This is a genomic window from Streptomyces sp. NBC_01012, from assembly GCF_045162755.1.
Lineage (GTDB): Bacteria > Actinomycetota > Actinomycetes > Streptomycetales > Streptomycetaceae > Streptomyces.
In genome coordinates this window covers 4204985-4217250 of the sequence record NZ_CP108688.1, presented here as the reverse complement: position 1 = coordinate 4217250, position 12266 = coordinate 4204985, and the positions used below count along the sequence as shown (strand labels likewise).

Sequence of the window (12266 nt, the reverse complement as noted above, 5' to 3'; positions counted from 1 at the left end):
AGGTGGCCGCTCCGTGGTGGGGTGTCAGCCGCTCACCGGGTGCCCCGGGTGAGCGCGGTGGCCAGGGCGTCGAGCGAGTCCTCCGCGTCGCCCGCCGACGCGGTGCCCGAGGCCAGGAAGGCGAACGTGAGCAGCCGGCCCTGGGCGTCGACCGTGGTTCCGGCGAGGGTGTTCACCCCGGTGAGCGTGCCCGTCTTGGCCCTGATCACGCCGGTCGCCGGAGACGTCGCGGTGTAGCGCCCGCCGAGCGTGCCGCTGAAGCCGGCGACCGGGAGTCCGGTGAGGACGGGACGCAGCTCCGGGTGGTCGGGGCCTGCCGCGAGCGCGAGCAGCCTGGCCAGCAGTCCCGCCGTCACCTTGTCCTCCCGGTCGAGACCGCTGCCGTCCGCGAGCCGGGCGCCGCCCAGCGGCAGACCGAGCGCCTTCAGCCGGGCGGTCACCGCGCGACGGCTCCCGGCGAAGGAGGCGGGCTCCCCCGCCTTCAGCGCGGTCTGCCGCGCCAGGGCCTCGGCGATGTCGTTGTCGCTGTTGGTCAACGCCCGCTCGACCAGTGCGGAGAGCGGCTTCGACAGGTGCGTCGCCACCGTCCTGCCGTCGGCCGGTGCCCGACCGGACGCGGGGTCCGACCGGGTGGCGACACCCGCGTCGTCCAGGAGCCCCGCGAAGGTGCGCGCGGCGTCACCCGCCGGGTCGTCGCTGCGCGCGGCGGGTCCGTGGTCGCTCTTGTCGAGACGGCCCTCGTCGGCCATCAGCGCGCTGACGGGAGCGATGTTCTCGTTGGGGCCGATCGGGTGGAGCGCCGGACCCGTATAGCGCGAGGTGTCGTACGCCAGCCGCAGGGGCCCCGCGCCGGCCTTCCCCAGGGAGCGCGCCGTGTCGGATGCCAGGGCGCGCAGGTCGGCCTTGTCCAGGGTGGGGTCGCCTCCCCCGACGAGGGTCAGCGTCCGTGCGTCCGGGGACAGCGTGACCTTCGTGGGGATGCGGTGGGCGGGCCCGAGCGCGGAGAGCGCGGCGGCCGCTGTGGCGATCTTCACCGTGGACGCGGGGGTCATGGGGGTCGCCGCGCCCCGTGCGTACAGCTGCTTGCCGGTGGCCGCGTCGACGACCACCGCCGTGCTTACGGAGCCGAGCGCGGGCGTGTCCAGCAGGGGCCCGAGTGCGCCCTCCAGGTCTCCGGCGCCCGCCGGGGCGGTCAGACCCGTCGTGGTGCCGAGCGCGCCGAGAACGGCGGGCGCACTGGCTGCGGGCTCAGGACCGCCGGCGTCGGCACCTTCGTGATGTACGCCACCTGCGCGCTGCAGGACGGCTGCCCGGTCCCGCTCGGCCTTACGCTGACCGGAGTCCCAGGGACCTGCCGCCAGGACGGCGCCGACGGCGACCACCAGGCCGAGCACCGCGGAGCCTGCGACGAGCCGGAGATCGTTCGGTCCGCTCCCGCGCTTCAGATACTCCGGGGCTTTCCACCCGCGCCACCCGCCCCACCCGCCCCACCGGTCCAACGGTTCGTCGATCGGTTTCTCCACCGGCTCGGCCACCGTTGACCAGCCCCTTTCGCGAGCACTCATCTGCGTGAGGGACACTTAACCACCAGTCGTATGTGTTGATCATGGAGGAGCCACCCGTGGAGTTCGACGTCGTTATCGAGATCCCGAAGGGTTCGCGGAACAAGTACGAGGTGGACCACGAGACCGGTCGGATCCGTCTGGACCGTCGGCTCTTCACCTCGACCAGCTACCCGGCGGACTACGGTTTCGTCGAGAACACCCTCGGCGAGGACGGCGACCCGCTGGACGCGCTGGTCATCCTGGAGGAGCCGACGTTCCCCGGCTGCCTCATCAAGTGCCGCGCCATCGGCATGTTCCGGATGACCGACGAGGCCGGCGGCGACGACAAGCTGCTGTGCGTCCCGGCATCCGACCCCCGGGTGGAGCACCTGCGCGACATCCACCACGTGTCGGAGTTCGACCGCCTGGAGATCCAGCACTTCTTCGAGGTCTACAAGGACCTGGAGCCCGGCAAGTCCGTCGAGGGCGCCGACTGGGTCGGCCGCACCGAGGCGGAGGCCGAGATCGAGGCCTCCCGCAAGCGCCTCGAGGCGCAGGGCGGGACGCACTGACGTAATCCCGGCGTCCGCCCACAAGGCGGAACGGCGGGATCACGGCGCATGGGGCCGACCGGCCCAGCGAGCCGTACGGACAGCGGGCGGCGCACCTTCACCGGTGCGCCGCCCGCTGCGTGTGCGGCCCATGTCCGTGCCCATACTGGGCAGAAGCGCTCCCGGAACGAGCGGTCGAGGAGGTTCGAGGTCGAGTGGTGGCGGAACAGGGCGGTCCCGAGGACCAGAAGCCCCAGTCCGACGAGGCGCGCAGCGCCTTCGTCCCGCCGGCCGGTGTGGACCAGGCGGCGTATCCGCCCGAGGACGACCACCCGTCATCGGAATTCGCCCTTCCGGCCGGTCTGCACCCGGAGCCGCCCTCGTCGTCCGGCTCCGGCGCCGGAGCCTCTCCGGGGGCGGGAGGCGGGGCGGGTCCCGACGCGCTCTCCTCCGCCTTCGTCCCACCGAGCGGGTACAACGCCCAGCAGCAGCCCGCCTTCACTCCCGCGCACGGCATTCCGATGGTGCGGCTGACCAAGGAAGCCCCCTGGCAGGACCGCATGCGCACGATGCTGCGGATGCCGGTGACGGAGCGCCCGGCGCCGGAGAGCGTGCAGCGGACCGACGACGCGGGCCCCGCGGTGCCCCGCGTGCTCGACCTGACGCTGCGTATCGGGGAGCTGCTGCTCGCGGGCGGTGAGGGCGCCGAGGACGTCGAGGCGGCCATGTTCGCGGTGACGCGTTCGTACGGCCTCGACCGCAGTGAGCCGACGGTCACCTTCACGCTGCTGTCCATCTCGTACCAGCCGTCGCTGGTCGACGACCCCATCACGGCGAGCCGTACCGTACGCCGCCGGGGCACCGACTACACCCGGCTGGCGGCCGTGTTCCGGCTGATCGACGACATCACCACGGCCGAGCATGTCGAGGTCTCGCTGGAGGAGGCCTACCGGCGCCTGGCCGAGATCCGCCGTAACCGGCACCCCTACCCGGGCTGGGTGCTGACGGCCGCCGCGGGGCTGCTCGCGGGTTCGGCGTCGGTGCTGGTCGGCGGTGGGTTCCTGGTCTTCGTCGTGGCGGCGGCGGGCGCGATGCTCGGCGACCGGCTGGCCTGGCTCTGCGCCGGGCGCGGGCTGCCGGAGTTCTACCAGTTCACCGCCGCGGCCATGCCCCCGGCCGCGATGGGCATCCTGCTGACCCTCACCCATTCGACGGGCGTACGGCCCTCCGCGGTGATCACCGGTGGGCTGTTCGCGCTGCTGCCGGGGCGTGCACTCGTCGCAGGGGTGCAGGACGGGCTGACCGGCTACTACCTCACCGCTGGTGCCCGGCTCCTGGAGGTCATGTACTTCTTCATCGGCATCGTGGCCGGTGTGCTGCTGATGCTCTATCTGGGTGTCCAGCTCGGCGCCGAGCTCAACCCGGAGGCCCGCTTCGTACCGAACGACCGGCCGGTGCTCCAGATCCTGGTCTCGATGACCCTGACGCTGGCCTTCGCCATCCTGCTCCAGCAGGAACGTTCAACCGTGCTCGCGGTGACCCTCAACGGGGGCGTCGCCTGGATCGTCTTCGGGGCGATGGCCACCACCGCCAAGATCTCACCGGTGGCGGCGACCGCGGTGGCTGCCGGTCTGGTGGGGCTGTTCGGCCAGTTGTTCTCGCGCTACCGCTACACCTCGTCGCTGCCCTACATCACGGCCGCGATCGGCCCGCTGCTGCCCGGTTCCGCCACGTACTTCGGTCTGCTGGGTGTAGCGCAGAACGAGGTGGACACCGGGCTCACCTCGCTCTTCACCGCTGTCGCCACGGCGCTGGCCATCGCCATCGGGGTGAACCTCGGAAGCGAGATCTCGCGGCTGTTCATGCGGGTGCCGGGTGCCGTCGAGGGCCCGTCCCGCCGGGCGGCCAAGCGGACCCGCGGCTTCTGACCCACGGCGGCGTCCGGCCCACGCTCCTGACGGCGTCCGGTCAGCGCCCGTTCTGCCAGCCGTACTGCCCCGGGTCCTCCTCCTGGCCGTCGCCGGGTGCCGCTGTTGCGGGGCGGTCACCGAATTCGCCGTAGGGGCTGTTGCCGTTGCCGTACGGTGCGCCCTGACCCGCGCCGTACTGGCCGCCGGCCCGGTGGCCGTACTGCCCGGCCTGGTTGTCGCCGTACCGGCCGTCCTGACCGCCGTACTGCCCGTTGCCGTACTGGCCGCCCTGACCGTTGTCGTACTGCCCGGCGCCGTACGGGGTGCCCTGACCGGCGCCGTACTGCGCGCCCTGGTCGCCGGCGTACGGCCGGCCGCCGTACTGCCCGTCCTGACCCGTGCCGTACTGCCCCTGCGCGCCGTACCGGGGGTCGCCGTACTGGCCGCCGCCCTGCTGCTGGGTGCCGCCCTGCCGGTCGCCGTACCCGGAGCCGTACGGAGCCTCCTGGGCGCCGCCGTACTGCCCGCCCTGCTGCGGCGCGCCGTACTGGCCGCCCTGCTGTGCGTCGTACTGCCCGCCGGCCTGACCGCTGCCGTACTGCGCGCCCTGACCGCCGTACCGCGCGTCGTACGGGCCGGCCTGATCGGTGCCGTACGGGCTGTCGTACCCGCCGACGTCGTACGACGCCGCCTGGTCGCCGGTGTACCCGTAGGCGGCGGGGCCCTGGCCCTCGTCGTCCGCCTCCCGGGGGCCCGCCGCGGGGCCGCCGTCCGCCGGGCCCTGGCCGTCGCCCTGTCGCGCGGCTTCCTTCTTCGACCTGCTGCGGGCCCGCAGGAACTCGATCGCGATCGGCACCACGGAGATCAGCACGATCAGGATGAGGATCAGCTCGATGTGCTCGTGCACGAAGTCGATCTTGCCGAGGGCCGCGCCGAGCAGTGTCACCCCGACGCCCCAGAGCACGCCACCGATGATGTTGAACGTGAGGAAGGAGCGGTAGTTCATCCGGCTCACACCGGCGATGATCGGCGTGAACGTACGGACGATGGGCACGAAGCGGGCCAGCACCAGGGACTTCGGGCCGTACTTCTCGAAGAACTCGTGGGCCTTCTCGACGTTCTCCTGCTTGAAGAGACGGGAGTCCGGGCGCCTGAAGAGCGACGGCCCCACCTTGCGCCCGAAGAGATAACCGGCCTGGTCACCGAGGATCGCCGCGAGGGCGATCAGCACACAGACCAGCCACAGGGGGTACTTCAGATCGCCCGTCGTCACCAGCAGACCCGTGGTGAACAGCAGGGAGTCACCGGGCAGGAAGAAGCCGATCAGCAGCCCCGACTCGGCGAACACGATGAGCAGGAGGCCCGGCAGCCCGAAGGTGTTGAGCAGATAATCCGGGTCCAGCCAGCTCGGGCCTAGCGCAAGCGTATTCAAGGGTCCGGGCTCCAGGTTGGTCGGTGTGCGCGGCTGCGTGGCCGCCCCAAGCTATCAACGCTGCGGCGGATGTCTGGGTTCCACTGGCGTAGCCAAGGATGCGCGCGGGGCGAACCGGGGCAAAGCTTTGCCCAGGAGGTGCGAGGTGTTCGGACTCACAGTCCGCTCCCGTCACCTCGGCGGTAGGCGGCCGTGGGCACCGAGGTCCGCGCCTGCGGGACCGCTGCCGTGATCAAACCGGTCCACGGACGCCCAGAGCTGAGGAGCCCCGTCCATGCCGCTCCACAAGGGTTCGCACGGCGGAACAGCTCCGTCCGACGAGCACCGCCGACTCGCCCTCAACCCGTTCTTCGCGGAGGCCGACCCGACCGCGCCGATGATCTCGGCGCCTCCGACGCACCAGTTGCCCGACGGCCCGCTGCCCCCGGCGACCGCCTATCGGCTCGTCCACGACGAGCTGATGCTCGACGGGAACTCCCGGCTCAATCTCGCGACCTTCGTCACCACCTGGATGGAGCCACAGGCCGGTGTGCTGATGGGCGAGTGCCGGGACAAGAACATGATCGACAAGGACGAGTACCCGCGCACCGCCGAGCTGGAGCGCCGCTGCGTGGCGATGCTCGCCGACCTCTGGAACGCCCCCGACCCGACGACCACGGTGGGCTGCTCGACCACCGGATCGAGCGAGGCCTGCATGCTGGCGGGGATGGCGCTGAAGCGCCGCTGGTCCGCCAGGAACGCCGACCGCTATCCGGCGACCGCCAGGCCCAATCTGGTGATGGGCGTCAATGTGCAGGTCTGCTGGGAGAAGTTCTGCACGTTCTGGGAGGTGGAGCCCCGTCAGGTCCCGATGGAGGGCGAGCGCTTCCATCTGGACCCGCAGGCGGCCGCCGACCTGTGCGACGAGAACACCATCGGCGTGGTCGGCATCCTCGGCTCCACCTTCGACGGTTCCTACGAGCCGATCGCCGAGCTGTGCGCGGCGCTGGACGATCTCCAGGAGCGCACGGGCCTCGACATCCCGGTCCATGTGGACGGCGCGTCCGGGGCGATGGTGGCACCGTTCCTCGACCCCGACCTGGTGTGGGACTTCCGGCTCCCGAGGGTGTCCTCGATCAACACATCGGGGCACAAGTACGGCCTGGTCTACCCGGGTGTGGGCTGGGCACTGTGGCGTTCGCCGTCCGAGCTGCCCGAGGAGCTGGTCTTCCGGGTCAACTACCTGGGCGGTGACATGCCGACCTTCGCGCTGAACTTCTCCCGTCCCGGTGCGCAGGTGGTGGCGCAGTACTACACGTTCCTGAGACTGGGCCGGGAGGGTTACCGCGCCGTCCAGCAGGCGTCCCGGGACATCGCGCGGCGGCTGGCCACGGAGCTCGGATCCCTGGGCGACTTCAGGCTGCTGACCCGGGGCGACGAGCTCCCGGTGTTCGCCCTGACGACGACGCCCGAGGTGAAGGCGTACGACGTCTTCGACGTGTCGAGGCGGCTGCGGGAGCGCGGCTGGCTGGTGCCCGCGTACACCTTCCCCGCCAACCGCCAGGACCTCTCGGTGCTGCGCGTGGTCTGCCGCAACGGCTTCTCCTCGGATCTCGCGGAGCTGCTGCTGGACGACCTGCGCAGGCTCCTGCCCGAACTGCGCGCGCAGTCGCATCCGTTGAAACGCGCAGCCTCGGTCCAGACGGCGTTCCACCACTGAGGCCCCCGGTCGATCAGCCGGAATCCCCTGGAGCCGTGACACCGGTGGCGTACGGGTTGTGCTCGCCCTCCGCGAGCACCCCGACGAAGGGCTCACCCTCACCCGCGAAGGTGTACGCGCCCCCTTCGATCCGTGCGATCAGGCCGCGGGTCCACTCGGCTCCCGCGTCGGCGGAGTGCACCCACATGTTCATGATCTCGCCGATGTGCCCGAGCGCCTCCGGCCCCTCGGACGGTGTGTAGTGCTCCGTGACCGAAGCGCGCCAGCCCTCGATGGCGGTGACCCGCTCACGCAGGAGGGCCACCGCCTCGGCCCGATCCAGGTCCACGATGAATCCGATGCCGGCCGAGAGCACGTCCACGCTCTGGTCGTACGAGGTCAGCGAGGCCCGCAGCAGCGAGAAGTACTCCTGGGTGCCGCTGCCGGTGACCTCGTACTCCGTGCGGGGCGGGCCGCCCGCCGTGGACGGGGCGACCTCGTGGGCGATGAGGAGTCCCTGCTTCGCCATCTGCTTGAGCGCGTGGTAGACCGACCCCGGCTTGGCGTTGGACCACTCGTGGGCGCCCCAGTACTCCAGGTCGTTGCGCACCTGATAGCCGTGTGCGCGGCCGTGCTGGCGCACCGCGCCGAGGACCAGGAGCCGGATCGCCGACATACCACCCACCCTTTGTGGTCAACTTCGACCAGGGTAGCCCGCCTCTTCCATGACCAGATCGAGGGCCTTCCTGCCGTCCAGGGCCTCACGCAGCAGGTCGGCGTGGCCGGCGTGGCGGGCGGTCTCCTCGACGAGATGGACCAGCAGCCAGCGCATGGAGCAGCGTTCGTCCTCCGGGAACCAGGGCGCAGGGGGCAGCGGGAAGGTGTTGTTCATGCTGTCGACGTCGTTACGGATGAAGGACTCCGTCTCCGCGGCGACCTTCGCCCAGAATTCGAGCGTCTGCGGGATCGTCTCGCCCTCCACGAGCCGGAAGCTGTCGGCCCGGTCCTCCACGGACCGCTCCCGCTCGTTCGGACGCTGCTGTGCCATCCGCAGCCAGTTCAGCTCCATCTCGGCCGCGTGCTTCAGCAGCCCCGAGAGGGAGAGTTCACTGGCAGCCGGGCGGCTCGCCGCCTGCTCCTCGGTGAGGCCGAGCACCGACCGCCGGATCGCGCCGCGCTGAGCCTCGACGAAAGCGAGGAGCGCGCCGCGCTCGTCGCCTGGAGCCTCTGCGGGAACGTGCGTGACCATGAGGGGTGCCTCCGTACCGATTGGCTGCTTGCGCAGTCAACGTACGAGCCCACCAGGTCGGATTCGGGCCTCGTCGGGCCGCGTCAGAAGGGAAAATCCGTTCGCCCGTGCTGCACGGAGATCCACTTCCGGGTGGTGAACGCCTCCACGGCGGCCTCGCCGTTCAGCCGGCCCATCCCCGACCTCTTCTCGCCCCCGAACGCGACCGCCGGGTCGTCCTGCACGGTCGCGCCGTTGACATGGAACATCCCGCCCCGGATACGCCGCGCGAAGCGCACCCCGCGCTCGGCGTCCGCCGTGTGGACGGCACCGCTCAGCCCGTAGGGGCTGTCGTTCACGACGCGTACGGCGTCGTCCTCGCCGTCGAAGGGCACCAGCAGCGCCACAGGGCCGAAGATCTCCTGCTCCAGCAGCGGTGATCCCTCCGGCAGTCCGGCCAGGACGGTCGGCTCGACGAGATTGCCGCGCGTGCGGCCCCGTACGAGCGCGGTGGCACCGGCCTCGATCGCCCCGTCGACCAGCGCGGTGAGCGCCTCCGCGTGGAACGCGCTGACGACCGGTCCGATACGGGTGTCCGGGTCGCGCGGGTCCCCCGCCACGAGGGCGGACACCGCGGTGGTGAACCGCGCGGTGAACTCCTTCTCCACGGACCGGTCCACCAGGATGCGGTTGGCGGCCATGCTGACCTGCCCCTGGAACAGGAAGCGGCTGTAGACCGCCGCGCTGACCGCGTGGTCGAGATCGGCGTCCTCCAGCACCACCAGGGCGCTGTTGCCGCTCAGTTCGAGGACGGTCCTCTTGAACAGCCCGGCCGCGACGGAGGCGACATGACGGCCGACCCGGTCCGAACCGGTGAACGCGATCAACTTGGGCACGGGGTGCTCGACGAAGGAGTCACCGATCTCGGCACTGTCGGTGATCAGGACGTTCAGGAGTCCCGCGGGCAGACCCGCGTCCTCGAAGATCCGGGCGACCAGACTGCCACCGGCGATCGGGGCGTTCTGATGGGGCTTCACCACGGCCGCGTTACCGAGGGCGAGCGCGGGGGCGACGGTCTTCATCGTCACCAGGAAGGGGAAGTTGAAGGCGCTGATCACGCCGATGACCCCGATGGGCAGCCGGTAGACCCGGTTCTCCTTGCCGTCGGCGACCGAGGGCAGCAGCTGGGCCGAGGGGCGCATCGTCTGCCCCACGGCCTCACGCAGGAACTCCTGCGCGGCCCGCACCTCGAATTCGGCTCGCGCCCTGGTACCGCCGAGCTCGTCGATGATGAGCTCGGCTATTTCATCGGCGCGCTCACCGACGAGACGCACGGCGTTCTCCAGCACGGCCCGCCGCTCATAAGCACCGACCGCCGCCCATTTCCGCTGTGCGCGTTCGGCGGCACGGTAGGCCAGGTCGACTTCCGCCGCGGTTGCCACGGTGATCGAGCAGAGTTTCTCGCCGTTGTAGGGATTGATATCAATGATGTCCCACGCACCGTTGCCGGTCAGCCACTCGCCGTCGATGTACTGGCGGGCCAGTTCACTGGGGAAGGACATGCAATCCCTTACTGCAGGCGCAGACTCCTGTCGGTAAGTCATCGTACTGGCGAATCAGGTCAGTTGGAGGAGTCCACGGAGAAGATCCCGGCTCTCCTCGGGCCCCGGGCTGTCCTCATGGAGCCGGACCATGGCCTTTTCGTACTGGGCGACTTCTTCTGCCTTGTCCAGATAGAGGGCACTTGTCAGCTGCTCCAAATAGACAATGTCCGACAGATCGGATTCCGGAAAACGCAGCATCGTGAATGCCCCGCTCTCGCCGGCATGGCCACCGAAGCTGAAGGGCATCACCTGGAGGGTGATGTTCGGCTGCTCCGACATATCGATCAGATGCCGCAATTGCGCACGCATCACCTCACGCCCGCCGTACGGACGGCGCAGCGCCGCCTCGTCGAGCACGGCGTGGAAGCGCGGGGCGCGCTCGGAGACGAGCGCCTTCTGCCGCGCCAGACGCAGCGCGACCCTGCGGTCGACCTCGGCCGCGGGAGCGCCGGGCATGCCGCGCGCGACGACGGCCTGGGCGTACGCCTCGGTCTGCAACAACCCGTGGACGAACTGCACCTCGTAGATCCGGATGAGCGAGGCCGCCCCCTCCAGACCGATATACGTCTGGAACCAGCCGGGCAGCACATCGCCGTAACTGTGCCACCAGCCCGCCACATTGGCCTCGCGGGCCAGGCCGAGGAGTGAATCCCGCTCCGCCTCGTCCGCGACTCCGTACAGCGTGAGCAGGTCCTCGACGTCCCTGGCCTTGAAGCTCACCCGTCCCAACTCCATGCGGCTGATCTTCGATTCGGAGGCACGGATGGAGTAGCCGGCCGCCTCACGGGTGATGCCGCGCGACTCACGCAGGCGCCTGAGCTGTGAGCCCAGCAGGATGCGCCGCACCACAGAACCACTCGACTCGCCTGCCGACACTGACTTCCCAACCCTCCCCATCGCTGCCCGTACTTCGGGATCCCCCCGAACCCCGGAGGCGGATTCTGCCACCAAAACGCTTCAGCCCGTACTCATTCGATTACAGAGATGGCAAGACTTTCCGAAACCTTCAAAACTTTGAAGCAGAAGAAATGACCCGAACCAGCACGCTACCGGGCAGACCGTGCACGTGCACGTGCATCTGCCCTTGCATCTGCCGTACGCATTCGGAACCATGGGCCCCGCGCACCTGCGTGCTCGTTACGTGTTGTGCCGCTGTACCCGCAGTGCCCGCTACAAGCAGTGCCACTACAGCAGTACCGCTACAGCCGCGAATCCCGGGAGTGCCTCGCATGGGGACGAATGGATCGACGATGCTCGAGCCGTTACGGCAGGGTCTCTGGCCCATCGACCCCTCGGCGGTCTCCGGCTCGGCCACCTGCACGCTGCCGGCGCGGTACGAGGCGGTTGGCGGCGCCCGCAGGTTCACCCGTACGACGCTGAACTCCTGGGATCTGTGCGACCGCTTCGACGACGTCGCCCTGGTCGTGTCCGAGCTGGTCACCAACGCGCTGCGGCACGCCCTGCCGGCCGATGCCGCGGGAGAACCCAAGGACCGGGAGCACCGGGACCGGGAGCACCAGGAGCGGGAGCACCGGGAGCGCCGGGATCCCTCCGTACGGCTGCATCTGCTGCACTGGTCCTCCCGTCTGGTGTGCGCGGTGCGCGATCCCAGCGAGAAGGGTCCGGTCGTCGGCGAGGCACCGGATTCGGCCGAGTCCGGCCGGGGCCTGTTCCTCGTCGAGTCGTTCAGCGACGGCTGGGGCTGGCATCCCTCCCCCGTGCCCGCGGGGGAAACCCCGCCCGAGGGAGGGTTCGGCAAGGTGGTCTGGGCCCTGTTCCGGCTGAGCGACCACGAGGCACCGGAGCGCCCGGTCCCGGTCGACGCGTACCCCGACGGCCTGTAGGCCCCGACGTCCTCGCAGGCGAGGCACCGCCCCGGCAGCCGCACGGGACCACCCGTGCGCCCCGGGGCATCCGTGCGCTCCGGGCCGTCCGTGCGCTCAGCCGCCGGCGGCCAGGTGGTCGAACTCCCCGTCCTTGACGCCGAGAAGCAGCGCCTCGATCTCGGCCGGTGTATAGACCAGCGCGGGCCCGTCGGGGTGGCGCGAGTTCCGCATCGCCACATTTCCGCCGGGCAGTTTCGCGAACTCCACGCACGATCCTTGTGAGTTGCTGTGTCTGCTCTTCTGCCAGACGACCCCGAGAAGCTCTGTGGCCGCCATGCCGTTGTACACGTGGTGCACAGGACGCTCCCCGAGTTGCAAGGTGCAAGTGTCAACTAGCTCGGATCATAGCTGTGTTCATATGCCAATGCATGAGCAGATGCACGTGCACGCGGGGTGTGCGCGCGATTACAGCTTTTCCCCCGATCCGCCCACC

Annotated in this window: 11 protein-coding genes; 4 read left to right on the top strand and 7 right to left on the bottom strand. The window is 70.1% G+C overall.

Features of this window, described 5'->3' with window-relative positions; translation table 11 throughout:
* Nucleotides 1–32: 32 nt before the first annotated feature.
* Nucleotides 33–1535, bottom strand: coding sequence for a D-alanyl-D-alanine carboxypeptidase/D-alanyl-D-alanine-endopeptidase (gene dacB, locus OG623_RS19040; RefSeq protein WP_406151904.1), 1503 nt, complete (start codon nt 1533–1535; stop codon nt 33–35).
* Between the two features lie 86 nt (nt 1536–1621).
* Here dacB and OG623_RS19035 point away from each other — a divergent pair, with 86 nt between their 5' ends.
* Nucleotides 1622–2116, top strand: a complete 495-nt coding sequence (locus OG623_RS19035; protein WP_406147926.1) for an inorganic diphosphatase — start codon at nt 1622–1624, stop codon at nt 2114–2116.
* Between the two features lie 194 nt (nt 2117–2310).
* The gene (locus OG623_RS19030; RefSeq protein ID WP_406147925.1) at nt 2311–4023 is read left to right on the top strand and encodes a threonine/serine exporter ThrE family protein; all 1713 of its coding nucleotides are present in this window, start codon (nt 2311–2313) and stop codon (nt 4021–4023) included.
* A gap of 40 nt (nt 4024–4063) precedes the next feature.
* Here the strand turns inward: OG623_RS19030 and OG623_RS19025 are convergent, their stop codons facing one another.
* A complete protein-coding gene (locus OG623_RS19025; protein ID WP_406147924.1) occupies nt 4064–5437 on the bottom strand; it encodes a DedA family protein in 1374 nt (457 codons plus the stop codon).
* A gap of 274 nt (nt 5438–5711) precedes the next feature.
* On the opposite strand from OG623_RS19025, the gene OG623_RS19020 reads away from it, so the two are divergent.
* On the top strand, nt 5712–7136 hold the full coding sequence (locus OG623_RS19020) for a glutamate decarboxylase (protein ID WP_406147922.1): 1425 nt from the start codon (nt 5712–5714) through the stop codon (nt 7134–7136).
* Between the two features lie 13 nt (nt 7137–7149).
* On the opposite strand, the gene OG623_RS19015 is transcribed toward OG623_RS19020, so the two are convergent.
* From OG623_RS19015 to OG623_RS19000, 4 genes are all read right to left on the bottom strand, one after another.
* Nucleotides 7150–7791, bottom strand: coding sequence for a PadR family transcriptional regulator (locus OG623_RS19015; RefSeq protein WP_406147921.1), 642 nt, complete (start codon nt 7789–7791; stop codon nt 7150–7152).
* Between the two features lie 18 nt (nt 7792–7809).
* Nucleotides 7810–8364, bottom strand: coding sequence for a DinB family protein (locus OG623_RS19010; protein WP_406147919.1), 555 nt, complete (start codon nt 8362–8364; stop codon nt 7810–7812).
* Nucleotides 8365–8447: 83 nt separating this feature from the next.
* Nucleotides 8448–9905: an aldehyde dehydrogenase family protein gene (locus tag OG623_RS19005; protein WP_406147918.1), complete on the bottom strand. Its 1458-nt coding sequence runs from the start codon at nt 9903–9905 to the stop codon at nt 8448–8450.
* Between the two features lie 54 nt (nt 9906–9959).
* Complete coding sequence (locus OG623_RS19000; RefSeq protein WP_406147916.1) at nt 9960–10844, bottom strand: helix-turn-helix domain-containing protein; 885 nt, start codon at nt 10842–10844, stop codon at nt 9960–9962.
* Between the two features lie 353 nt (nt 10845–11197).
* Between OG623_RS19000 and OG623_RS18995 the strand changes: the two genes are divergently transcribed.
* Entirely contained in the window at nt 11198–11791 is a 594-nt protein-coding gene (locus OG623_RS18995) for an ATP-binding protein (RefSeq protein ID WP_406147914.1), read from the top strand.
* Between the two features lie 96 nt (nt 11792–11887).
* On the opposite strand, the gene OG623_RS18990 is transcribed toward OG623_RS18995, so the two are convergent.
* Entirely contained in the window at nt 11888–12130 is a 243-nt protein-coding gene (locus OG623_RS18990; RefSeq protein ID WP_362892371.1) for a DUF397 domain-containing protein, read from the bottom strand.
* Between the last annotated feature and the right edge of the window lie 136 nt (nt 12131–12266).

Bases quoted from the DNA above. Each gene is read 5' to 3' on its own strand.
- OG623_RS19020 (WP_406147922.1), top strand. From the start codon at position 5,712: ATGCCGCTCCACAAGGGTTCGCACGGCGGAACAGCTCCGTCCGACGAG.
- OG623_RS19005 (WP_406147918.1), bottom strand. From the start codon at position 9,905: ATGTCCTTCCCCAGTGAACTGGCCCGCCAGTACATCGACGGCGAGTGG.
- OG623_RS18995 (WP_406147914.1), top strand. From the start codon at position 11,198: ATGCTCGAGCCGTTACGGCAGGGTCTCTGGCCCATCGACCCCTCGGCG.
- OG623_RS19015 (WP_406147921.1), bottom strand. From the start codon at position 7,791: ATGTCGGCGATCCGGCTCCTGGTCCTCGGCGCGGTGCGCCAGCACGGC.
- OG623_RS19000 (WP_406147916.1), bottom strand. From the start codon at position 10,844: ATGGGGAGGGTTGGGAAGTCAGTGTCGGCAGGCGAGTCGAGTGGTTCT.
- OG623_RS19010 (WP_406147919.1), bottom strand. From the start codon at position 8,364: ATGGTCACGCACGTTCCCGCAGAGGCTCCAGGCGACGAGCGCGGCGCG.